General features: G+C 62.3%; 17 protein-coding genes and 1 tRNA gene. 8 read left to right on the top strand and 10 right to left on the bottom strand.

Translation table 11 applies throughout. The features are described 5' to 3' along the window. Positions 1-101: 101 nt before the first annotated feature. A complete protein-coding gene (pdxR, locus tag ACWGTO_RS20735; protein ID WP_454576657.1) occupies positions 102-1,595 on the bottom strand; it encodes a MocR-like pyridoxine biosynthesis transcription factor PdxR in 1,494 nt (497 codons plus the stop codon). Between the two features lie 380 nt (positions 1,596-1,975). Between pdxR and pgi the strand changes: the two genes are divergently transcribed. Both pgi and ACWGTO_RS20725 read left to right on the top strand, forming a co-directional pair. Next, positions 1,976-3,619: a glucose-6-phosphate isomerase gene (gene pgi, locus ACWGTO_RS20730; RefSeq protein ID WP_454576656.1), complete on the top strand. Its 1,644-nt coding sequence runs from the start codon at positions 1,976-1,978 to the stop codon at positions 3,617-3,619. Continuing rightward, positions 3,616-4,347, top strand: coding sequence for an HAD family hydrolase (locus tag ACWGTO_RS20725; protein WP_454576655.1), 732 nt, complete (start codon positions 3,616-3,618; stop codon positions 4,345-4,347). Before pgi ends, ACWGTO_RS20725 begins: the two co-directional genes overlap by 4 nt. 178 nt (positions 4,348-4,525) lie before the next feature. On the opposite strand, the gene ACWGTO_RS20720 is transcribed toward ACWGTO_RS20725, so the two are convergent. The 3 genes from ACWGTO_RS20720 to ACWGTO_RS20710 all read right to left on the bottom strand — a co-directional run bounded on the left by ACWGTO_RS20720 (position 4,526) and on the right by ACWGTO_RS20710 (position 9,510). Next, positions 4,526-6,451, bottom strand: a complete 1,926-nt coding sequence (locus ACWGTO_RS20720) for a TPR end-of-group domain-containing protein (RefSeq protein WP_454576654.1) — start codon at positions 6,449-6,451, stop codon at positions 4,526-4,528. Positions 6,452-6,772: 321 nt separating this feature from the next. Next, a complete protein-coding gene (locus ACWGTO_RS20715; RefSeq protein ID WP_454576653.1) occupies positions 6,773-7,483 on the bottom strand; it encodes a class I SAM-dependent methyltransferase in 711 nt (236 codons plus the stop codon). Between the two features lie 38 nt (positions 7,484-7,521). Further along, the gene (locus ACWGTO_RS20710) at positions 7,522-9,510 is read right to left on the bottom strand and encodes a long-chain-fatty-acid--CoA ligase (RefSeq protein ID WP_454576652.1); all 1,989 of its coding nucleotides are present in this window, start codon (positions 9,508-9,510) and stop codon (positions 7,522-7,524) included. 479 nt (positions 9,511-9,989) lie between these two features. Here ACWGTO_RS20710 and ACWGTO_RS20705 point away from each other — a divergent pair, with 479 nt between their 5' ends. From ACWGTO_RS20705 to ACWGTO_RS20685, 5 genes are read left to right on the top strand one after another with little or no spacing between them, the layout of a single operon-like run. Then, positions 9,990-11,588 carry an ABC transporter substrate-binding protein gene (locus ACWGTO_RS20705; RefSeq protein WP_454576651.1) on the top strand — a complete coding sequence of 533 codons (1,599 nt, stop codon included), beginning with the start codon at positions 9,990-9,992 and terminating at the stop codon, positions 11,586-11,588. Between the two features lie 47 nt (positions 11,589-11,635). Further along, complete coding sequence (locus ACWGTO_RS20700) at positions 11,636-12,643, top strand: ABC transporter permease subunit (protein WP_454576650.1); 1,008 nt, start codon at positions 11,636-11,638, stop codon at positions 12,641-12,643. 26 nt (positions 12,644-12,669) lie between these two features. Further along, entirely contained in the window at positions 12,670-13,554 is an 885-nt protein-coding gene (locus tag ACWGTO_RS20695) for an ABC transporter permease subunit (RefSeq protein WP_454576697.1), read from the top strand. Continuing rightward, positions 13,554-14,399 (top strand): ABC transporter ATP-binding protein, encoded by an 846-nt coding sequence (locus ACWGTO_RS20690; protein ID WP_454576649.1) that lies wholly within the window; start codon positions 13,554-13,556, stop codon positions 14,397-14,399. The genes ACWGTO_RS20695 and ACWGTO_RS20690 overlap by 1 nt, the downstream gene beginning before the upstream one ends. Next, positions 14,399-15,229 carry a dipeptide ABC transporter ATP-binding protein gene (locus tag ACWGTO_RS20685; RefSeq protein ID WP_454576648.1) on the top strand — a complete coding sequence of 277 codons (831 nt, stop codon included), beginning with the start codon at positions 14,399-14,401 and terminating at the stop codon, positions 15,227-15,229. The genes ACWGTO_RS20690 and ACWGTO_RS20685 overlap by 1 nt, the downstream gene beginning before the upstream one ends. A gap of 121 nt (positions 15,230-15,350) precedes the next feature. Here ACWGTO_RS20685 and ACWGTO_RS20680 read toward each other — a convergent pair whose 3' ends face one another. The 6 genes from ACWGTO_RS20680 to ACWGTO_RS20655 form a co-directional block, all read right to left on the bottom strand. Beyond that, positions 15,351-17,147 (bottom strand): ABC transporter ATP-binding protein, encoded by a 1,797-nt coding sequence (locus tag ACWGTO_RS20680; RefSeq protein ID WP_454576647.1) that lies wholly within the window; start codon positions 17,145-17,147, stop codon positions 15,351-15,353. After that, the gene (locus ACWGTO_RS20675; protein WP_454576646.1) at positions 17,147-18,193 is read right to left on the bottom strand and encodes a glycosyltransferase family 2 protein; all 1,047 of its coding nucleotides are present in this window, start codon (positions 18,191-18,193) and stop codon (positions 17,147-17,149) included. The genes ACWGTO_RS20680 and ACWGTO_RS20675 overlap by 1 nt, the downstream gene beginning before the upstream one ends. Continuing rightward, complete coding sequence (locus tag ACWGTO_RS20670) at positions 18,190-19,302, bottom strand: glycosyltransferase family 2 protein (RefSeq protein ID WP_454576645.1); 1,113 nt, start codon at positions 19,300-19,302, stop codon at positions 18,190-18,192. The genes ACWGTO_RS20675 and ACWGTO_RS20670 overlap by 4 nt, the downstream gene beginning before the upstream one ends. Then, complete coding sequence (locus ACWGTO_RS20665) at positions 19,299-20,474, bottom strand: acyltransferase family protein (RefSeq protein WP_454576644.1); 1,176 nt, start codon at positions 20,472-20,474, stop codon at positions 19,299-19,301. The genes ACWGTO_RS20670 and ACWGTO_RS20665 overlap by 4 nt, the downstream gene beginning before the upstream one ends. Positions 20,475-21,701: 1,227 nt before the next feature. Beyond that, on the bottom strand, positions 21,702-21,917 hold the full coding sequence (locus ACWGTO_RS20660) for a hypothetical protein (protein WP_454576643.1): 216 nt from the start codon (positions 21,915-21,917) through the stop codon (positions 21,702-21,704). A 319-nt stretch (positions 21,918-22,236) separates the two neighbouring features. Next, positions 22,237-22,312: transfer RNA gene (locus ACWGTO_RS20655), tRNA-Thr, on the bottom strand. 353 nt (positions 22,313-22,665) lie between these two features. Between ACWGTO_RS20655 and ACWGTO_RS20650 the strand changes: the two genes are divergently transcribed. Next, positions 22,666-23,895 carry a hypothetical protein gene (locus ACWGTO_RS20650; RefSeq protein ID WP_454576642.1) on the top strand — a complete coding sequence of 410 codons (1,230 nt, stop codon included), beginning with the start codon at positions 22,666-22,668 and terminating at the stop codon, positions 23,893-23,895. The last annotated feature ends 95 nt before the right edge of the window (positions 23,896-23,990 follow it).

The following is a 23,990-nucleotide window of genomic DNA, read 5'->3' as shown; positions in this document are numbered from 1 at the left end:
GCTGCTATGGTCGAATATGCCAGAGAGCTAAAGCGGGGCGATGGTGCCAAGCAAAAGGGAGCCGGCTTGCGCCGGCTCCCTTCACAAAGTCAAGCCGTGTATCAGGCTGCTGCCGGCCTGCGTCCGGCTGCGGTGGCCAGCTCGCGAATGCCTGGTTCGATGTGCTGCAGCGCGATCGAGGAAATGCCCAAGCGCATGAAACGCGACGGCTTTTCGGTGCGGTCGAAGAAGCGGTCGCCGGGCTCGATAATGACGCTGCGCGACGCGGCGGCTTCGGCTAGTCCGCGGGAATCGGTTCCGCGCGGCCCTTCGAGCCAGAGCGATGTGCCACCGGCGGAGTCGGTCGAACGCCATTCCGGCAGGAATGCGGAAATCGCATGGACCAGACGCTTACGGCGTTCGTCGAAGGCCGACGACAGACGCCGCACCAGGGCCTCGTGATGGCCGAGCGACAGGAACAGGGCGACGGCACGCTGGTTGTTTGCAGGCGGATGCCGCAGCATGAAGCGGCGAAGTGCCCTGAGCTCCGCGATTAGTCCAGCGGACGCCACGATGTAGCCAAGCCGCAGGCCCGGAGCCAGCGTCTTCGACATCGAGCCGACATAGATGACGCGGCCCGAGCGGTCGAGGCTCTTCAGCGCCTGCTGCGGCGCCTCGTCGAGAAGCTGGCTGTCATAGCCGTCCTCGATGATGATCTGGTTGTGGCGGTTGGCGCGCGCCAACAGGTCCTGCCGGCGGTCCGCCGACAGCGGCACCATGGTCGGGCAATGGTGGCTGGGGGTGACGAAGACAAAGCCCGAATCCTGCGGAATGGACGACGTCACGATGCCGGACTGGTCAACCGGAACCGGCTGGATATCGGCGCCCGCCAGCCTGAAGATCGAGCGCGCATCGGGATAACCCGGATCCTCCATTGCCACCTTCGAGCCCTTGGTCATCAGCAGCGTCGCCAGCATGTAGAGCGCGTTCTGGGCGCCCAGCGTGACGATGATCTCGTCCGGATTGGCGAAGATGCCGCGCCGTGGCAAGAGCCGCGCCTGGATCTGTTCGATCAACAGCGGATCGTCGCGGTCGACCATGTCCGAGGCCCAGTTGCGGATCTCGAGCACGGCCAGCGCCATGCGGTTGCACTCGCGCCATTCGGCGGTCGGGAACAGCGCCGGGTCGAACTGGCCATAGACGAACGGGTAGGACGACTTGATCCAGTTGTCGTGCTTGGCCGGCGGCGGCATGTCGCTGGCGGCGATCTGCCGGCGCGCCTTCCAGTCGATCTCGTTCTGCTGGTCCGGTGCCTTCTGGTGCGGCTTGGCGGGGGTGGCCAGCACGTCCGGATTGACGAAATGGCCGCGCCGTTCTCGCGCCACCAGGAAACCCTGATCGACCAACTGCTGGAACGCCAGCACCACTGTGCCGCGCGCGACGCCGAGTTTCTCTGCCAGGATGCGGCAGGACGGAAGCGGCATCGAAGCCGCGATCTGCCGGTCGAGAATGGCGGCGACGATCGCCTGACGGATCTGCGCCTGCAGTGTCTGGCCCGATTCCGCCGAAATCCGGAACAGGCCGGACCATATGGCCGTGTCGTTACGCTGTGGCATGGAAGATGTTCCTCGATGGCCAAACTTTTTTGCTTGGCTGGACCAGCGGAAGGTAACCGTGGCACAAGGGGTTGCGCCAATCAATTTTTCTGATCGCTGGGATTTATGCCAGTGATCTATGCGCGACGCGAAGCGTCGTCGCGTGTGCGCACCCGAGGCGTGAGGTTGGCCACCGGCGCGACGCGAAGCGTCGTCGCGTGTACGCACCCAGGCATGAGGTTAACCAAGGCGCGGCGCGCAGCGTCGTCGCCGCTTTCTACCTCGCTGCGTCATCCCCACGCATTGAAACAAATGGAATTCGGCTCAATAACTCCAGCGCGACACGCGCCGGAAACATCCGGTCTGATAAGATGTCGTGAAAAAGCGTCAGGAGCCCGGCATTGGATCACTCGTCCTTCGACAAACAGCTTGCCGCCTTGCGCGCTGAGCGAGCGGCCGCATCGGGCACGATGCGCGAGGCTTTTGCCGCCGACCCCAAGCGCTTCGAGACATTCTCGGCCAGCGACGGCGACCTCTTGCTCGACTGGTCGAAATGCGCGGTCGACCAGCGCACGATGGAACTGCTCGAAAAACTTGCCGGCGCCGCCGACCTCGAGGGACGCCGCGCCGCGATGTTCTCCGGCAAGAAGATCAACATCACCGAGGACCGCGCCGTGCTGCACACGGCGCTGCGCAACCTCTCGGGCAAGGGCATCACCGTCGACGGTCAGGACGTCAAGGCAGATGTTCTTGCCGTGCTCGACGCCATGGGCGCCTTTGCCGATGCCATTCGCTCCGGCAAGGCCGCCGGCGCCACCGGCAAGAAAATCACCGACATCGTCAATATCGGTATTGGCGGCTCCGATCTCGGCCCGGCCATGGCGACGCTGGCGCTGGCGCCCTATCATGACGGCCCGCGCGCGCACTACGTCTCCAACATCGACGGTGCCCATATTCACGACACGCTGAAGGGCCTGTCGGCGGAAACCACCCTGTTCATCATCGCCTCGAAGACCTTCACCACGGTCGAGACGATGACCAATGCCGAGACTGCGCGCAAATGGGTGCAGAAGGCACTGGGCAAGGAAGCCGTCGGCAAGCATTTCGCCGCCGTCTCGACCGCACTCGACCTTGTGAAGAAGTTCGGCATCGATGCCGATCGCGTGTTCGGCTTCTGGGACTGGGTTGGCGGCCGCTATTCGCTGTGGGGCGCCATCGGCCTGCCGGTGATGATCGCCATTGGCCCGCGCAATTTCCGCGCTTTCCTCGACGGCGCGCATGAGATGGACGAGCACTTCCGCACCGCGCCCCTGCAGAAGAACCTGCCGGCGCTGCTGGGACTGGTCGGCTGGTGGCATCGCGTGGTCTGCGGATATCCGGCGCGTGCCGTCATCCCTTACGACCAGCGTCTGTCCAGGCTGCCGGCCTATCTGCAGCAGCTCGACATGGAATCGAACGGCAAGGGCGTCACCCTTGACGATACGCCGGTGACGACGCCGACCGGACCGCTGGTCTGGGGCGAGCCCGGCACCAATGGCCAGCACGCCTTCTTCCAGCTGCTGCACCAGGGCACCGATTTCATCCCGGTCGAGTTCCTTGCCGCCGCTGTCGGGCACGAGCCTGATCTGAAGCACCAGCACGATCTCTTGCTCGCCAATTGCCTGGCGCAGTCGGAAGCGTTGATGAAGGGCCGCACGCTGGATGAGGCGCGCGCGCAGATGCTGGCCAAGGGCATGAAGCCCGCCGATGTCGACAAGATCGCTCCACACCGCGTCTTCTCCGGCAATCGTCCGTCGGTGACTATCCTTTATCGCAAGCTCGACCCGCGCACCTTCGGCCGACTGATCGCGCTCTATGAGCACCGCGTTTTTGTTGAGGGCACTCTGTTCAACATCAACTCCTTCGACCAGTGGGGCGTCGAGCTCGGCAAGGAGCTGGCGACCGGCCTGCTGCCGGTTGTGGAAGGCAAGGAGAGCGCCGCCAAGCGCGACGCCTCGACGGCCGGGCTGGTGGCGCGCATCCAGCAATTGCGGGGTGCGGCATGAAAAACCCGGCGGATATCAAGGGCATATTGTTCGACAAGGACGGCACGCTCGTCGATTTCAATGCGACATGGCTCGGCATTGCCGATTTCATGGCCATGGATGCCGCCGAGGGCGATCGCTGGAAGGCCGACAGGCTGCTTTCGGCGGCAGGCTTCGATTTTGTCGCCAAGCGCTTCAAACCGGATTCCATTTTCGCTTCCGGCACCAACATGGATGTCGTCGAACTGTGGTTCCCGCGCCTGTCCGACGAGGACCAGATGCTGGCCGTCGCCCGCTTCAACGAGATCACCTCGGTGCAGGGTTCATCTCTGGCGGTGGGCCTGCCGGGCATCGTCGAAGCGCTGACGGCGCTGCACAAACGATCCTACCGGCTCGGCGTCGCCACCAACGATTCAACCGCCGGCGCGGAGAAGACCATGGTCACGCTCGGCGTCGCCCAGCTCTTCGACGCCGCCTATGGTTATGATGCGGTGGCCAATCCGAAACCCGCACCGGACACCATCCTCGCCTTCTGCGACCTGACCGGGCTGCGGCCGGCCGAGATCGCCATGGTCGGCGACAACCGCCACGATCTGGAGATGGCGCGGGCCGGCGGCTGCGGGCTGGCGGTCGGCGTGCTCTCCGGCACCGGCACGCGCGAATCGCTGTCGGCGATCGCCGATGTCGTTCTGGATTCGGTTGCCGACCTCCCCGACTTTCTGTCGGCGCGGGTCAAGGAGACGGTCTGAGGGGAAGGCCTGGCAAAACGGCACTTGCCGTCAATGGCCGAGATTGGCCGTTTGCGGACTGACCGCTTTTTGGCGCACGAAATGCGGAAGCGGACTTACGCTTCGCATTTGGATAGCTCGACTGGTCGGAAGTGGTCCGCCTCAACGCCAACCTTTATATCAGTCGTTTGCCCGCGTCTCATTGTTCAGGAGGACGGTCCACTTCGGCTGATTCTCCAGGATCAGCCCCACCGACGGCTGTTGCTTGCCCGGCAAAAGCCGCGAATAATTTTCCGAATTGGGGATGCTCGCGGATCGGGTCGAGGTCCGGCTCGTTTTCAAACCAGCTCCGCTGATACCAGGTACTATGCGGGAGGATTTTCCCAAGAAGACCCAGTGCTTTGTCGGGATCCCCCATGACCGAATACGCGCACGCGATGTTGAAGTGGGCGACAAGGTCATCCGGATCGATCGCCAAGGCGCGGGCGGCCCACTCCCTTGCCCGCTTGCGTTCGCCCAGATACGCCAGCAAAAGCGCTCCGCGGTGCGCAGGCCCGGCATTTTCCGGATGCAGTTCAAGCATACCTTCGGCCAACACGATCCCCGCGCGCGCCCATTTCTCGGCATCCGCGAAGCGCCGGAGTCGGCGAAATATACCCGCCAGGAACATCGCCGAGACATAGTCATCGGGACGAATCTTCGCAGCGCGTTCGAAATATTTGGCTGACGCCTCGAAGTCGCCTTTCACATAAAAGTGCCTGGCGTAGAAGAAGTTCGCCTCATAGGAATTAGGGTCTAGGACGAGTGCACGCTGAAAGGCTACATTAGCCTCCTCCGGGCGCCTGTCATGCAGAAGTGCCAACCCGAGTGAGGCATGAGCCTCCGCTAGACCAGGATCGAGCGTGAGCGCCTTGGCACTCATTTCCATGATTGCTTCAGGTGATATCTCCTCGGAATGCCACACGAACAGTGCCGAGTCGCAATCAGCGATGCCGGCATATGCGCGCGCATAGTTGGGGTCCAGTTCCACTGCCATGGCAAACATCCGGCGCGCCAGAAGCAGGTACGATTTAGTCCATTCGCGGAAAAACTCCCGCCCCCTGAGATAATAGGTATAGGCTTCGACACTCACGGTTGGCGGCTGCTCGATCGCCTTCTTCTCCCCAGGTAAAAGCCTGACCCTGAGTTGCTCGACAATGGTGTGGGTTATCTCGTCCTGAATCGCAAAGATGTCGGTCAGGTCGCGGTCGTAGCGGTCCGCCCAGATGTGTGTGCCATCTTTCCCGTCAATGAGCTGACCAGTGACGCGCACGCGTTGGCCCACTTTGCGGACGCTGCCTTCAAGGACGTATCGGACGCCGAGTTCCCGCGCTGTCTGCTGAACTTTGACAGGCTTGCTCTTGTAGGTGAATACCGTATTGCGGGCGACGACGTGAAGTCCTGACACTTTGGACAGATCGGTGATGATGTCCTCGGTTATGCCATCGGAGAAATATTCCTGCTCCGGGTCGCCGCTCATATTGTTGAAGGGTAGCACGGCAATCCGCGGCCTGTCCTTCTCGCACCGGTTCTCGGAGGCGACCGTGCCGCTGTCCAAGCTTCCGGACGAAGCGCCCAGGGAGATGTTGTAGACGCGCACGGGCCGGTCGATGTTCTTCAGCAACTGCTCGCCCATGTCCTCGAATGTGAGGTCGAGCCGGGCTCCGACGTGATCCCGTACGGAACTAGAAACAGAAATCCCGCCCGGCTCGGCGAATGTCTCGAGCCGGGCGGCCAAATTGACACCGTCGCCGAAGATATCGCCATCCTCGACTATAATGTCGCCGAGGTTGATACCTATGCGGAAGTCGACGCGATTGGGGATAGGCACATTTGCATTTCTTTGTCGCATGCCGCTTTGGATCGCTACAGCGCAGGCGACCGCGTTTACGACGCTTGGAAATTCGACGAGGAAGCCGTCGCCTGTCTGTTTAACGACGCGTCCCCGGTGGTCCGAGACGGTGGAATTGAACAACTCCTCACGAATGCGGTTCAAAGCGGCCAGCGCACCTTCTTCATCCCGGCCCATAAGGCGGCTGTAGCCCACGACGTCAGCTGCGAGGATAGCGGTCAGTCTGCGTTCCAACTTTCCCTCTGAAGTTCAGCCGAAGCTGCGGGGCAATCTATCCTCTTGTTGACCGCAAGTCTCCTGTCTTCCGAGGCCTTGCCGATCGGGCATGTCAGCCTGCCGAGCAGATTGCGGGGCTAAGTGTCTGAATCAGAATGACCGGCGTATTTTCACGCCCTTGCGAGCCTTCGCGTGAGCAAGCGGATAGCCTGCAGGACTTAACCACATCGGCGATATCTGCTTTTGCGTAGGGGCAAACGCTCCCTCGTTCATGCCGGGGTCGGCATAGTCAGCTTTTGGGTCGAACCCGGTCACTCCAAACGATTAGGCTTTTCCGCGTCAGCGCTCTTTCGCCTCGAACGAAAACACCCCGCTCGGCCTAGTCACAACTCCCTTCGCGTCGCCGAAATCCGGCACCTGATATTCAGCCAGCAACCGCAGTCGTGGAAGCGGCAGGTCGTTGCGGCGGGGGTCGCCGACCAACACCTCGATGCCGGCTGCCAGGCAGCGGTCGAGGAACGGGATAAACTGCAAAGCAACCTCGCGGCCATAGAACACGTCACCCGCAAGCACGAGGTCGACCGCCGGCGGCGGGCCCGTGGTGATATCCTTGTCGAGATTGGTGATTTCGACGCCATTGGCCGCGGCGTTGAGGCCGATGGCGGCAACACCGTTGCGATCGATCTCGGCGGCGATCACCGCGTTGGCGCCGGCCTTGGCGGCGGCGATGCCGACAAGGCCCGAACCGGCACCGAGGTCGAGCACGCGGCGGCCGGCTACGATTTCCGGATGGTCTAGTACATAGCGCGCAAGCACCGTGCCGCCGGCCCAGGCATAGGCCCAGTAAGGCGGCGGTGGCTCGCGCGCGTCGTCTACAGGCTCAAGCGCATCGCCGTCAGAGTCGCCGCTTTGGTGCGGCTCGACAAGCCGCCTCAAGCCACTGCCGGGATGAGCCGTATAGAGCTGGATTTCAGGAAGCACGGGAACGGGCGCTAGCCGCAGGTTCGCCTTGATGAACGCTTCCGGATCGAGACGTCGACCAATGTCCACGATCCCGTCATCGCCACGGCGGTCGTGAAAATCCCCCACTATTCACGCAGCGCCCGGCGCAAAATCTTGCCGACCGGCGTCTTCGGCAGTTCGGTCCTGAACTCGATGTATTTCGGCCGCTTGTAGCCGGTCAGGTTTTCGCGGCAATAGGCGGTGATCGCCTCGACGGTCAGCGCCGGATCCTTCTTGACGATGAACAGTTTTGGCACTTCGCCGGAATGCTCGTCCGGCACGCCGATCGCCGCCACTTCGAGCACGCCCGGATGCTGGGCGACGACTTCCTCGAGTTCGTTCGGATAGACGTTGAAGCCGGAGACCAGGATCATGTCCTTCTTGCGGTCGACGATCTTGGTGTAGCCGCGCTCGTCCATGAAGCCCATGTCGCCGGATTTGAAATAACCGTCCTTGGTCATCACCTTGGCGGTCTCGTCCGGCCGGTTCCAGTAGCCGGCCATCACCTGCGGCCCGCGGATGCAGATCTCGCCGACCTCGCCGAGCGGCAGATTGTTGCCGTCATCGTCGCGGATGGCGATCTCGGTCGACGGCAAAGGCAGGCCGATGGTGCCGGTGAAATTGCCGTCGCTGAACTTGTTGGCGGTGGCCACCGGCGACGTCTCCGAAAGGCCGTAGCCTTCGGTGATCGAGTTGCCGGTCAGCGCCTTCCAGCGCTCGGCGACGCCCTTCTGCACCGCCATGCCGCCGCCCAGCGTCAGGATCAGCGGTTTGAAGTCGAGCTTGCGGAAGTCCTCATTGTTGAGCAGCGCATTGAACAGCGTGTTGAGGCCGGGGAAAATGTGCGCCGGATATTTCTGCAGCTCCTTGACGAAGCCGGGAATGTCGCGCGGGTTGGGAATGAGCACGTTCTGGGCGCCCTGTTGCATCCCCATCAGCGCATTCACCGTCAGCGCGAATATATGGTAGAGCGGCAGCGCGCAGATGAAGTTGAGATGCGCCGGTTTCGGCTTGATCGCGTAGGCGTCCTGCAGCCACAGCGTATTCTGCGCGACATTGGACAGCACGTTGGAGTGCAGCAGCACGGCGCCCTTGGAAATCCCGGTGGTGCCGCCGGTATATTGCAGGAAGGCGACGTCGCTCGCTCCCATCTTGGCCGGCTTGAAGGCGATGCCAGCGCCGGCCTTCACGGCGGCATTGAACTTGACATGGCCGGGCAGCGACCAGGCCGGCACCATCTTCTTCACCCGGCGCACGACGAGGTTGACGATCGCGCCCTTGATGCCGCCGAGCATGTCGCCCATCGCCGCGACCACCACGTGCTTGACATCCGTCCTGGCGATCACCGCGTCCAGCGTGCTGGCGAAGTTCTCGAGAATGACGATCGCCTGTGCACCGGAATCCTTGAGCTGGTGCTCCAGTTCGCGCGGCGTGTAGAGCGGATTGACGTTCACCACGACATAGCCGGCGCGAAGCACGGCCATCATCGCCACCGGATATTGCAGCACGTTCGGCATCATCAGCGCCACCCGGGCGCCCTTCTGCAGGCCTTTCGATTGCAGATAAGCGCCAAAGGCAGCCGATTGCCGCTCGAGTTCGGCGTAGGAGATCGACTTGCCCATGCAAACGAAGGCCGGCTGGCCGGAAAACTGCTTGCAGGCGCCGACCAGGAAGTCGCCGATCGAACCGTAGGGCAGGGTGCCGATCTCGGCGGGCACGACTTTCGAATAGCTTTTCAGCCACGGCTTGTCCGGCAAGCCTGCGGCAAGCGCCGTCAGCGTCTTCGGCAGCTTCTTGGCCGGGCTCGGCGCCGGTTTTGAGGCCGGCTTTGCCGCCGCCGTTTTCGATGCAGGGCTGGCGGCGGGCTTTGCAACAGGTGCTGTCTTCGCGGCCGCGGGCTTGGCCGTAGGTTTTCCGGCCGGCTTGACGCTTGCAGACGCCGGCGCGCCGGCTGCCTTCGGTTTGGCGGCGGCTTTGGCCGAAGGCGCTTTCGGCTTGGCGGCAGCGGCGGTCGGCTTTGTAGCAGTCCCTGCCTTTGCCTTCGCCGGGGCCGTTGTCTTTGTTGCTTTTGCCACCTCTAGCCTCCCTAAGTCGTTCGTCGCCTGCTCCATGCTGCACCGCCTCTATAGGGGTGAGGCGTCCTCCGCTGCAGCGATGTCACGGATTCCCGGGAAATCCGGCGTGTCATCTATGTATTGCGACTATCGGCGGCCGTGCAAGTCTTGCCCCAACGGCAGGACAGCAAAGATTTGCGGCCGAAATCCTTCTCGCGACGCCGGCTCCGGAAAGGGCATCCTGTCATGCAGGCTGCGAAACCTGAGCCTGTGGATATTTGTGCTCACGATACCGGCAATCAATGAAAAAATGCGGTCGTTAACAATCCCGTGATTAGCAGATTTTGCTATTTCTTTCTGAAATCGAGCAAAAGCCGAGAAATATTTTCTGCTTACGGTGGGGTAGGCAAACAGGGTGTTCCAAAGCCCGAAAAACGGTGCTTATATGCGCGCTTCGCGAGCCTGCTAGAGGGGCTTGGAAGAACATCAGGGAGTGCTCAATGAAAAAGAAACTGACTTTTGCAGCCGCGTTGCTGGCTGCAAGCGTCCTCGGCGGCGTGGCCAATGCCAAGACGCTGGTCTACTGCTCGGAGGCCTCGCCGGCCAACTTCGACCCGGGTACCACGACGGGCGGCAACGACTTCGATGCCTCGTCGCGTACCGTCTATTCGCGCCTGGTCGAATTCAAGCATGGCGGCACCGAGATCGAGCCCGGTCTTGCCGACAAGTGGGAAATCTCCGACGACGGCCTGGTCTATACTTTCCACCTGCATCCGGGCGTGAAGTTCCAGACCACGGATTTCTTCAAGCCGACACGTGACTTCAATGCAGACGACGTCGTCTTTTCCTTCGATCGCCAGTTCAACAAGGAAAATCCCTGGAACGGCGAAAAATACCTGCCGAACCTGACCTGGGATTACTACACCGGCATGGACATGCCGAAATACGTCGCCAAGTGGGAAAAGGTCGATGACCTGACCGTCAAGCTGACGCTGACCGAGCCGAATGCGCCGATGCTTGCCAATCTCGGCATGGACTTCGCCTCGATCGTGTCGAAGGAATATGCCGACCAGCTGGAAAAAGACGGCAAGATGGCCGACTTCTCGACCAAGCCGGTCGGCACCGGTCCGTTCCAGTTCGTCGACTACCAGCTGGATTCGGTGATCCGCTATGCGGCCAATCCGGATTACTTCAAGGGCAAGGAAAAGATCGACGATCTCGTCTTCGCCATCACGCCTGACGCGACCGCCCGCATCCAGAAGGTGCTCGCCGGCGAATGCGACATCGCGCCCTATCCGAATCCTGCCGACATCGGCACGATCAAGGCCAACGCCGACGTGACCCTGATGGATCAGGCCGGCCTCAACATCGGCTACATGAGCTACAACACCACCATCCCGCCGCTCGACAAGCCTGAAGTGCGCCACGCGCTCAACCAGGCGATCGACCGGGCATCGCTCATCAAGTCGCTGTTCCAGGACGCCGGCGCCACGCCGGCCGAAAACCTGATCCCGCCGACCATGTGGTCGTGGGACAAGGACGTGAAGTCCGACGCCTATGATCCGGAAGCGGCCAAGAAGGTGCTGGCCGATGCCGGTCTGAAGGAGATCCAGCTCTGGGCCTCCGATCGCGTCCGTCCCTACAACCCGAACTTCCAGCGTGCCGCCGAACTGATCCAGGCCGACTGGGCCAAGGTCGGCGTCAAGGCGGAGATCGTCAGCTACGAATGGACGAAGTACCGCGAGGAAGGCAAGAAGAAGGAACGCCCCGGCGCCTTCCAGATCGGCTGGACCGGTGACAATGGCGATCCGGACAACTTCTTCGCCACGCTGTTCGCCTGCTCGGCCATCGGCGTGTCGAACTACTCCAGCTGGTGCGACAAGGACTTCGAGGACCTGATCCAGAAGGCCAAGAAGACCAGCGACCAGGCCGAACGCACCAAGCTCTATGAGCAGGCGCAGGTGGTCTTTGCCAAGCAGGCTCCGGCCTTCCTCATGGCACACAGCCAAGTTTACGCAGTCGTGCGCAAGAATGTCAGCGGTTACATGATGGACCCGCTCGGTATTCATCGCTTCGACGGCGTCGACAAGGCCGAATAGAACTGTTAGGCGGGCGGCGCGCAATCAAGCGCCGCCCCCTTTTCAAGATGCTCCGATATCTCCTCAACAAAATCGTCTTGGTGCTTCCGACGCTGATCGGCATCACCATCTGTGCCTTCGCTTTCGTCAGGCTGCTGCCCGGCGATCCCATCCTTGCCATGGCCGGCGAGCATGGCGTGTCGCCCGCGCGCTACGCGGAACTGAAGGAACAGTTCGGCTACAATCTGCCGATCTGGCAGCAATACGCGCATTATGTCCGCGATGCCGCGACCGGTAATTTCGGCGTGTCGATTTCGTCCAAGCGCCCGGTCATCGAAGATTTCATGACGCTCTTCCCGGCAACCATCGAGCTCTCTGTCTTCGCCATGATCTTCGCCATGCTGCTGGGCATTCCCGCGGGCATCTTCGCCGCGGTCAAGCGCGGCTCCTGGTTCGACCAGGGGCTGATGGGCACAGCCCTTGTCGGCTATTCCATGCCGATCTTCTGGTGGGGCCTGCTGCTGATCATCTTTTTCTCCGGCTATCTCGGCTGGACCCCGGTTTCCGGCCGCATCGGCCTGCAGTTCTTCATCAAGCCGATCACCGGCTTCCTGACACTCGACAGCCTGCTCTACGGCAAATGGGATGCTTTCCGCTCGGCACTGAGCCATCTGGTGCTGCCGACAATTGTGCTCGGCACCATCCCGCTGGCGGTGATCGCCCGCCAGACGCGCTCGGCCATGCTCGAAGTGCTGGGCGAGGACTATGTGCGGACCGCGCGCGCCAAGGGGTTGTCGTCGTCCCGCGTCATCGGCGTGCACGCGCTGCGCAATGCGCTCATCCCGGTGGTCACCACCATCGGCCTGCAGGTCAGTACGCTGCTCGCCGGCGCCATTCTCACCGAAACCATCTTCGCCTGGCCGGGCATCGGCAAGTGGATGGTCGATTCCATATCCAAGCGCGACTATGTCGTCGTGCAGTCGGGCTTGCTCTTGATCGCCCTTATCGTCATGGCCGTGAACCTGATCGTCGACGTGCTTTATGCCGTCATCAACCCGCGCATCAGGGCAGCGTGATGAGCCAGTCGACCGAAATCGCCCCGATGGCCGCCGGCAATCCTGATCGCCTGACCGGCTTCAGGACCTTCTGGCACTATTTCTCGGTGAACCGCGGCGCCGTCATCGGCCTGTTCGTCTTCATCCTGTTGGTGCTGGCAGCGCTGTTTGCGCCACTGCTGGCGCCCTATGCGCCCGATATCCAGGATAAGGCTGCTTTCTTGCGGCCGCCGGCATGGCAGGCGGGCGGCAGCGCCGAATATCTGCTCGGCACCGACGCGGTCGGCCGCGACATGCTCTCGCGCCTGCTCTATGGCGCGCGTTTCTCGCTGCTGATCGGCGCCGTCGTCGTCACGCTGGCACTTACCGGCGGCATCATGCTCGGCCTGCTGGCCGGCTATTTCCGCGGCTGGGTCGACGTGGCGATTATGCGCGTCATGGATTTGATCCTGTCCTTCCCGTCGTTGCTTTTGGCGCTGGTTCTGGTCACCATCCTCGGCCCCGGCCTGTTCAACGCCATGCTGGCCATTGCGCTTGTCCTGCAGCCGCATTTCGCGCGCCTGGTGCGCGCCGCTGTCATGGCCGAAAAGAGCCGTGAATATGTGGTCGCCGCCAAGGTCGCCGGCGCGGGACATATCCGGCTCATGCTGCGCACCATCCTGCCCAACTGCCTTGCGCCGCTGATCGTCCAGGGCACGCTGTCCTTCTCCAACGCCATCCTCGAGGCGGCCGCCCTCGGCTTCCTCGGCCTTGGCGCCCAGCCGCCGACGCCGGAATGGGGAACCATGCTTGCCTCGGCGCGCGAATTCATCCTGCGCGCCTGGTGGGTGGTCACTTTCCCCGGCCTCGCCATCCTCATCACCGTGCTCGCCATCAACCTGATCGGCGACGGCCTGCGCGATGCGCTCGATCCCAAGCTGAGGAGGTCGTGATGGCGCTGCTCGACATCCGCAATCTCGTCGTCGAGTTCCAGACCGCGTCAGGCCCGTTCCGCGCCGTCGACGGCGTCTCGCTCCACGTCAACGAACGGGAAGTGCTGGCCATCGTCGGTGAATCCGGCTCCGGCAAGTCGGTGTCGATGCTGGCTGTGATGGGCCTGTTGCCGTGGACGGCGACGGTCACCGCCGACGAGATGAGCTTCAATGGCCGGGACCTCCTCAAGATGAGCCCGGCCGAGCGCCGCAAGATCGTCGGCAAGGACATGTCGATGATCTTCCAGGAGCCGATGGCCAGCCTCAATCCCTGCTTCACGGTCGGCTTCCAGATCGAGGAAGTGCTGCGCTTCCATATGGGCATGGACAAAGCCCAGCGCCGGGCCCGCGCCATCGAGCTGCTGACGCAGGTCGGCATCGCCGAGCCGGCCGAACGGCTGAACTCGTTCCCGCACCAGATGTCGGGCGGCCAGTGCCAGCGCGTCATGATCGCCATCGCCATCGCCTGCAATCCAAAGCTTCTGATCGCCGACGAGCCGACCACCGCGCTCGACGTCACCATCCAGAAGCAGATCCTCGATCTGCTGGTCTCGCTGCAGGTCAAATACGGCATGGGCCTGATCATGATCACCCACAATATGGGCGTGGTGGCCGAGACCGCCGACCGCGTCATCGTCCAGTACAAGGGCCGCAAGATGGAAGAGGCCGACGTGCTGTCACTGTTTGAATCGCCGAAGAGCAACTACACGCGCGCTCTCCTTTCGGCGCTGCCGGACAACGCCGTCGGCGACCGCCTGCCGACCGTCTCCGACATGCTGTTCGAACCGGCCGCTGGAGTCGCCTGATGAGCATCAAGGTCGTCGAAGGCAAGAACATCAAGCGCGACTATCACGTCGGCGGTGGACTGTTTCGTGGCGCGCGCACCGTGCACGCGGTCAAGGGCGTTTCGTTCAGTGTCGACAAGGGCAAGACGCTGGCCATCGTCGGTGAATCGGGCTGCGGCAAGTCCACGCTGGCGCGCATCATCACGCTGATCGACCCGGCGACCTCCGGAGAGCTGTTCATCGACGGCAACAAGGTCGATATCGCCAGGAACGGCCTGACCAAGGAGATGCGCCGCAAGGTGCAGATCGTCTTCCAGAACCCTTACGGCTCGCTCAATCCGCGCCAGAAGATCGGCGATGTGCTGGGTGAACCGCTGCTCATCAACACCGACAAGCCGGCCGAAGAGCGGCGCGACCTGGCCATGAAGATGCTGAAGAAGGTCGGCCTCGGAACTGAACATTACAACCGCTACCCGCACATGTTCTCCGGCGGCCAGCGCCAGCGCATCGCCATCGCCCGCGCGCTGATGTTGAATCCGAGCCTGCTGGTCCTCGACGAGCCGGTCTCCGCGCTCGATCTGTCGGTGCAGGCGCAGGTGCTCAATCTGCTCGCCGACCTGCAGGACGAATTCCAGCTGACCTATGTCTTCATCAGCCACGATCTGTCCGTCGTGCGCTACATCGCCGACGACGTGATGGTGATGTATTTCGGCGAAGCCGTCGAATACGGCTCGCGCGAAGAGGTCTTTGCCGACCCCAAGCACAGCTATACGAGGACGCTTTTCGCCGCGACGCCGCGTGCCGACGTCGCCTCGATCAAGGCAAGGCTGGCGAAGAAGAAGGCCGCCTGACCTCCTTGGCAATTGCTTTTGCACAATCGGAAATGCGTCGCGGCGGTGTTTTGCCGGCAGGATCGATCGCAATCCGGGAACTGCCGGGCGCAAGCCGTGTCGCAGATTCCGGTGCGCCCCATCACTCACCCGCTCCGTGCTGGTAAAGCTCGTCCATGCTGAGCTTTGCCAGCGTTGCGAAGGGAGCCTGTTTCTTCACTCGACCGCGGCTCAAGATCACCACGTCGTCGCAGAACGAGATGGTGCTGTGGTGATGGCTGATGACAATGGTGGTGCGGCGGCCGGCCCGCGACTTCAGCGTCTCGACAATAGCGGCTTCCGACAACCCATCCACCGCACTGGTGGCTTCGTCGAGGATGAGGATATCGGGATCGCGCACCAGCGCCCGCGCCAGGGCGATCCTTTGCCTTTGTCCGGCTGACAGGTTGATGCCCCGGTATCCGACAAGTGTCGCGTAACCCCTCGGCAGGTGCTCGATGAATTCATGTGCCTCGGCCAGCCTTGCGGCGCGCATGGCGTCGCTGGGCGATGCGGTGTCGTGGCCGTAGACAATGTTTTCGAAAATGGTCCCGTCGACCAATTCCAGCTCCTGGCTGGCCAAGGCAATGTTCCGCCGCCACTGGTCTGGCTCGATTTCATCGAGCGGTGCCCCATCGACGAGGATTCTGCCGCTATCGGGTTTGACGAAGCGGCACAGGAGATTGACGATCGTCGTCTTGCCGGCGCCCGAGCGGCCGATCAGCGCCGTCGAGCGGCCGCTGCGGATGTCGAACATCGCCTGATGCAGCACCGCCTCGCGTGCGTCGGGGCCGGACAGGGCACCGGAATAGGCGAAGCTCACATCATCGAACGTGATCCCTTGGCGCAAGCCGTCGAACGGCAGGCTGCCCTGCGGTGCCTCGGGCTTGTCGGAAGGATCGAGCAGCCATTGCACCTCCTCCAGCGAGCCGCTCATGCCTTGCAGCTGACTCCACGACATCTGCAAGGCGCGCATATGAGGCTGCAGTCGGTAGAGCAGGATGAGGAAGGCGACGGTCAGCGGGAAGCTTACATTCGCCAGCCAGGCTCCGATCACCACCGCCAGGAACAGCATCGCGTGCAACACCTCGGTCAGTGGCGGCAAGACGCCCTGGCGGATTGAAAGCAGGAAAGCCGCGCGCCGAACGCCGTCGGAGGCTTTGGCGAAAACCGCCTTTTCTCGGTTCTCCTGCCCGAAGATGCGGATCAGGCGCCCAGCATGCACCAGATGCAGCATCTGCGAAGCGAGTGCACTGTTGCGCGAGACGACGCTGCGGCTCGGCGCCTTCAGACTGGACGACAAAATCCCATGCGCCAGCTGGACAAGCGCCAGCCCCAGCGTCACCAGCAGCGTCATCTGCCAGGACAGGAGCAGGAGGAAGGTGAGCAGGATAACGGCGGCCGAGGCACTGACGATCGCGCCGAGCAGGGCCTGGATAGCGTCGGACGCTCGCCAGGATTCGTTGGAGATGATGTTGAGCAGCCGTCCGGGGCTTTGCTGCAGGAAAAAGGGGTAGCCGACCCTGAGCAACTGCTCCGACAATGCGCTACGGATCGAATAACCTGCCTTGCCGTAGATGAAGCTGGTCAGCAGCGTGTTAGCGAAGGCAAAGACATTCTTCAGCACGATCGAACCGAGGATCGCGGCCGAAATGGCAATCAGCCGCTCGCGCTCTCCGAGGTCCGCTCCAACCTGCTGAAGGAGGGCGGAGAAACCGGCCATGCCTGATGTTTCGCCACGTCCCATAATGATGCCGAGCAGCGGAATGATGAGGCCGATGCCGAGGCCTTCCAGCGCGGCGCCCGCAAGCCCGAGCCCCACCACGACGGGAACGAGCCGCAACAGCCTGCCACCAAGCGCGCGGCGGAGCATCGGCAGGCCTGACGGAATCAGTGACATTATCGCGCTCTGACCTCCGCATTGGCTTCGCTGGCTTGCCGGTTCTGGCGCAACGGCAGCCGTTTTGGCCATCCCATCATGACGAGCAGCGCAAATCTGGCGGCACCTGCCAGATTCATGACGACAATAGGCCAGTGCGACAGATCGAGGTCGCGGTCGAAGCGAGGACGGCCCGCCAGTTCCTTGAACGCGGCCCGCGCGGACCAATAGACATGGCGAAGCAGCCAAGGGGCGTGGCGGACATGTTTCAGGCACAGCGCACCATTACCGAGGCTATAGTCGCGGTGCAGCCTGTCGATCGATTTGCGGTCTCGCCGGCCGTGATGATGCAGGACCGTCATGTCGGGCACATACTCGACCGGCATGCCGAGCAGCATCGCCCGTACGAGATAATCCGTATCCTCAGCCGAGCGTAGCGGGCCACCAGCGCCGAATCGTTCGTCGAACGACCCGATACGGGCTGCAACGTCGCGGTGCATGGTCATGTTGCAGCCAAGCACGAAGCCGCCCGGGTGGACCGCCGGGGTCAGCCGTTCGCGCGCCTCGCAGCGCTTGATGGTGAAGGGCAGGTCCCGGGCATCGCCGAGCTCGACGCGGCCGCCGCGGATCAGCCACTTCTCGCCGCTCCGGTAGTGCCGCTCGAGGTCGCGGAGATAGTCGCGATCGAGCTTGCAGTCATCGTCGATGAACACCAGCACGCGGCCTCGCGCTCGCGCCAATCCGGCATTGCGGGCAGTGGCCAGTCCGGGGCGCGGCTCCGAGACGGCTGTGACCGGGATGTCCGATGTTTCGGCGATACTGGCCAGCCGCTTTGACGTGCCGTCCCGTGAACCATTGTCGACCACCACCAACTCGGCCGCGAAGGCGGCGTGCGCCCGGCATGCAGCCTGGATCGACGCTATGCAGGCCTCCAGTACAGCGGCGCGGTCGCGCGTACAGACGATGAAGCTGACCTCGAGAGGCGTCCGCTCCGATCGCGGAGATGTCGGCACGGGCGCACTCGCAAACGGGTGCTCGCGCAGGAGCGGGTGGGGCCTGTCGGTCATATCTGTCCCCGCTGATAACGCGCAAGCACCGCTTCGGCCGGCGTGGTTTGGAAGAAGTACGCCACTGCGTCCGCCCGCTTTCCGGCCGCTATCGAGGCCAGGCTGAGCCAAGGCGCCCAGACGCCGGGACGCAGCGCATATTTTTCGCGGCGCCGGATGAAGTTCCATCTCGCTGTCCGCGTGAGCAACTCGTGCGTCAGGGGCGGTTCTCCTTCGTCGCTGACGAGCTGGTAGAGGAAATAGAACAGGTTCAGCGCGCCGGCCTCGAAGATTGGCCGTGTGCCGGGCGGCAGCGTGGAAATCCGCTCTTCCAGCGCACGGATGAAATCGGCTGCGCGCGCAACCGTGTCGAAAGAGACGGCCTCGCCGATGTCGCGCAGATCCGCGGTGGCTTCCGCTAGCCCCTCACGCTCGAGATTTTCGGCAACGATCCGCAAATGCGTCCTGCGCATTTCCTTGGCATGCCGCATGGTCACGCTTCCCGCATGGATGCGATAGATGAGCAGGTTATCGGGCGACATGGTCGCCGGGAAACGGGCAGCAAGCCGCCTGAAGAGATCGAAATCCTCGGCGTGCCTGTATCTGGGATCGTAATAGAGATCGTCGTTCCCTATGACCTTTCTGTTGTAGACCACCGTCGGATGCATGAATATCGTAAAGAACATCGACAATATATCGAGCCGGCCGAACCGGAACACCGGGTCGAGCCTGCCCTTGGCGATACGGCCGTGAAGCAAGGTATCGACGCAGGCGCCACAGAAGCCGAGCTCGGGCCGCCGCTCGAACAGTGCCACCTGGCGCGAGAGGCGCCAGGGATAGGCGACATCGTCCGCATCCATTCGCGCAACCAGCTCGCCCTGGGCCAGTCGCAGCCCTTCATTGAGGGTGGCGACGAGGCCGCGGTTTTCACGTGAGATGACAGAAACGCGATTGTCGGCCCGGCGGTATCGTTCGAGGATCTCGAGCGAATTGTCAGTCGACCCGTCATCGATAGCGATGACCTCGAGGCGATCGTAGTCTTGCCGCAGAATGCTCCCCAGCGCAGCGGCGAGATAAGGCCCGGCATTGTAGACCGGCAGCAGGACGGACACGAGCGGCGCGGCGGTCATCTGTGCGCATCCGTTCGCTGGAGATCGAGCGCGACGCGGCCATCGGGGCTGGCATAGGCGTCCGCCGCCCTGCCGAGCCAGCCGGCATCGCCGGCGCGTACCTGGGAGCGGTGGCGCGCGACATAGGGGAAGCGGCGCTTGAGGCCGTTGAGCGGCCTTTCGAAAACCGTCCACGAGATTGAAGCGACGGCGATCGTGGCGGCGCTCGCGACCAGGAACCGTCCAGGCCCCTGCTCCGAGACATTGAGTGGAATCCAGGGCTGTGACTTGACGGCGAGCGACAGAAGGATCGGATGGTAGAGATAGACGCCGTAGCTGATGCGGCCCAGTGACAGCAGCGGCGGCAGTTCGAAAACCCTGCCGAGGGCGCCGCCAAGGCCGGCTGAACAGGCGGCGACAACGGCCACCAGCGGCACCAGGGGCAGGACCTGCAGCAGCGCCCAGCGGGCCCATTCCAGCATCGGATCGGCCGGCGCCGGGACAAGCCACTCAATCGCCAGGAAGACGGCCGCAAGGGCTGGCCAGCCTAGCCGCATCCACTGCGGCAGGCCAGCGCCTCTAGTCCGCCGGCAGGCAAGCAAAGCACCCAACGCCAGCGCATCCATCGATGCAGGCGGCAGCAGATCGCGCGCCAGCGCCGGGGTGGCGGTGATCGGCCAGTAGAAGCGATAGGCCAGCGACAACAGGATGACGCCGATAGTGATCGCTTCCACGCGCCGGCGCGGTGCGAGAAGCACCACCAGCGGCCAGGCGATATAGAATTGCTCCTCGATGCTCAGGCTCCAGAAATGGCAGAGTAGCCAGGGCGTCCATTCGTTGCGCAGCGCGTACCAGAAATTCGACAGGTAAAGCGCATGCCAGACGAGCGATCCGCTGGACTGCTCCAGATCGGTCAGCCAGACGAACCCAAGCACGGCGAAATAGGGCGGGAATATGCGCAGCGCGCGCCTGATGTAGAACGATCTCAATGCTGGGCCGGCTTCGAATTCGGCCGCAGCGCGGGCTTCGAGCAGCAGTCGGGTGATCAGGAAGCCGCTCAGGACGAAGAACAGCCGCACGCCGATATGGCCCCAAAAGGAGGACCCGTTAGGTGCCAGGAAATGAGAATAGAGAACCATCGTGACAGCGATGGCGCGCAGAGCGTCCAGCTGATTGTCGCGCGCGACCGCCATCAGCCATTTCCGCCGATCTGATATCTCCGGTGAAGCCGGTGGCCCGCCATTCCGGACCTCAGGTCGAGGCCTGCCAGCGCGCCGACAGCATCAAAGCCGCACCTCGTGCGCGAGGCAGCCTCGAAATCGTCAGCGGCCAGCGAAAAATGCAAGCTGGTCAACTTGGCGGAATCCTCCACGGCGTACGTCCCGGTCTTGAATCCCCCATGAAATGGTGCAGCCGGGCAATGGTGCGGTGCAACACAAAATATCTATCGCACTGTAATGTTTATGTGAGTGAATGCTAAAATGGATGTGGTTTCGCAAACGCACTGCCTAGCTGACAGTCTTTCACGCTCGCCACGCTATCGAACGATTTGTATCGTGTCGGAAGGGTCTGGTTTAATTATACATGCCGAATCTGTAATGTCTGACGTAGTCATTAAACTAAAAAAGATATCTTAAGATGAGAGGCGGTGTAATTGTATGATCGAAGTTTGTATTATCGAATGATCGACAAAATCGAAGCTATCGATTTTGCGCAATGCAGCATAATCGATGGTCCAAGCTTCTGATGACGCAATCCTTCCCGATGGCGCGATCAATTCCGGTGCTGGAGCTGACAACCGGAGACATCCGCACCTTTGGTGGCGGCGGCCATATGGCGCATGTCGACGCGGCGGGCACGAAGTGCCGGCGTTTGCGGTAGGCGTGATCTGTACTGGCCTTGCACCCGCGGTCGCGCGCTGGCGTCTGATGGGGAACTGGTGCCGCTTAGGTGACTCGAACACCTGACCCCATCATTTCAAATCATGTGCCAGCGGCGCACCGGAGACCGGAAAGCAAGGGCCTGGTCGGCCCGATGGCGGGGCGACCGCTGCTTTGGGACACTTGCCGGGTTACTACCGCGTGGACGCCCACGGCGGTTGCCTCGGGAATTTCCCACGCGATTGTATGGTCGACAAATTTGACTCGCTAAACCATCTGCAATCGCTAATGTTCGCCTCGCGTGGGGAATGCTGCTTTCGCCCTCACGTGAGCGAGGGAACCATGGCGAAACGAACTCCAAATGCAATCGATGCCGACATCCTGCGGGCAACCTTCCAAAAAGCGGTCAAGGACGAGAACATCCCGGAGAGCCAGTGGCGAGAATTCGCTACCAAGTTGGTGACGACATATACCGGGTCAACCACAGTCGATTGCCAATTGGTGGACTGGATTGTGCAGAGTGAACGGCCCCGGAGCTAGTTACAGCTTCCTAGGCTTACGCATGTTCTTTCGCCCCAAGAGAAGTATCAGAAGCACGGTGCGCATTGACTCGTGCTCGCGGCTATCGACCTCCACCGTCCAGTCGTCATTGCGCTTGTGCCAAACGAAATCGCAACCGCGCAAAGCCTCCCGAAACGCCTCCGGTTCAATGCCCGCAGCGTTCGCCATTTCTGCGGCGTTAGTCAGTTCAGCCATGCCGATCCCAAATGCTCTGCGGCAAGCACATAGGGCGATTGCTGGCGGGCTTCAAATGCTGAGACAATGACCGGTGCGACCCGGGGTTTTACTTGGGTTGCAGGCCGCACCGGTCACTGCGGGTGATTGGACCCCCTCCCCGCACTGCTTAAATTATTATATATCAGCAATCGCGCAACTAAGCACTTTGGCGTGGCGAACTGATAGTTGGGGTCCTGCTCCCGTCGCTTCGTCATCGGTTTGTGTCCCGGAATGTGTCCTAATCGAAGATTTTGCGTGGGAGCTGAACGGATTGCGTAACGCAAACCTTTGGAAAATATGGTGCCGCTTAGGTGACTCGAACACCTGACCCCATCATTACGAATGATGTGCTCTACCAACTGAGCTAAAGCGGCCCGGGAAGCGCGGGGCTTCCAAGATCGGCTGGGTGATAGACTCAACCGGCCGCTAATTCAAGATGGGCAACCGCGATTTCAAGGCGGTATCCGGCAATTCGTCCCGGCATTTCCCGCTGGCGCGGGAGCGAGCCACGTGTCGTTTCGGTTTTCAATGGCGCGGGGGTGTCTCGGCGGTATGCGCGCAAATTGCCCGGGAAGATGGTGAAACAAGCTGATTTTATTGTCAAAAACCCGCTAAACTGGCTTTCGATGCCCTGCCAAGGCAGAATGCGGATGCTCGCCCGTTGATTGATTGGTCGCCTGCGGCTAACGATCATGGCAATGTGAGCGAACGGACAGGGGAAATTCGCTTGGACGCGATCGAAAAAGCGATCCGCAACGCCTTCGAGAAAGGCAATGCCGAGGACCGGGCGTTTCGCGAGAGGGTCTATCGATCGGCCTTCGCGGCGCTTGACCGCGTCCTCCAGGCCAATCCCGGGGTGACGGTGGAAGCCGCCATCAAGCGCCGAAAGGCGGTGCAGGAAAAGATCACCGAGATCGAATCCGAATTCCTGCCGGCGGTCCCTGAGGTCGCCGCGCAGACGCAAGACCCTGCGCCGACGCAAGACGCTGCGGCGACGCAAGGCGCTGCTCAGACGCAAGATGCCGCACAGGCGCCAGGCACCAACGAAGCGCCCGCAATCGACGCCCCGACAGGTGCCGCAGCCGGGCCATCGCCGGCGATCGTCGTTGATGGACCGGTTGAGCCTGACGCATCCGACGCGCCGCGCTCGCGCGTCCTGCCGGTCGTCCCCGACATCATGCCGGACGCCACGCTGCCCGGCGCGCCGGCGATCGATATGGGCGATTCCGCGCCGGCCGAGGTCGCGACGGAAGTGGCGCCTGACCGCGACGAAAGACGGATAAGGGGCCGCCGCCTGCCGCTGACGGCGATCTTCTTCGGCGTGACGTTGCTCGCCGCCGCCGGCATAGGCCTCTATTTCGCCGTCCAGACTGGCGTCTTCAAGACGCCGGCGCAGCTCGACACGGCCCCGCCCGAGGCGCCGCCGACGGTCGACGATGATGATTTCACGCCGCCCGCCGATACCAACGCACCGCAGCAGCCTGGCGTGCCGCAACAGCCTGGTGCGTCCGAACAGACGCGTGACTGGATCAACGTGTTTACGCCCACCGATCCGACGCATGTGGCGACGCCCTCCGACGCCAAGGCCGATGTCGTGCAGGACGATACCGGCTCCTTCCTGCGCATCCGTTCCGGCGCTTCCGGCTCGGCCATCAGCTTCGATGTCGGGCAGGGCGTGCTCGAGAAGCTTGTCGGCAAGCATGCCGTTTTCGACATCGTCGCCCGCGCCGAGGACGGCAAGGACACGCAGATCTCCATCGACTGCAATTTCGGCGATCTCGGCGATTGCGGCCGCAAGCGCTATGCGGTCGGCCAACAGCGCAACGAATATCTGTTCGACGTGAAGTTCCCCGACAAGCCCCCGGGTGCGGCCGGCATCATCGCCATCAACTCCGACTTCGACAAGCAGGGCAAGGCGGTCGATATCTACGAGATCCGCGTCTCGATCGAACCGTAATCGTTGCCTACAGCAATTCCAGGAAAAGTGTGCGCGGTTTCCGTCCGGAATTGCGTAACGAAAGAGATAGCGGCTCGCCGTTTCCGTGAAACGGT

The organism is Mesorhizobium sp. PL10 (assembly GCF_053714315.1).
Note: the sequence above shows the minus strand (reverse complement) of the source record. Positions and strands in the feature narration are given on the sequence as shown.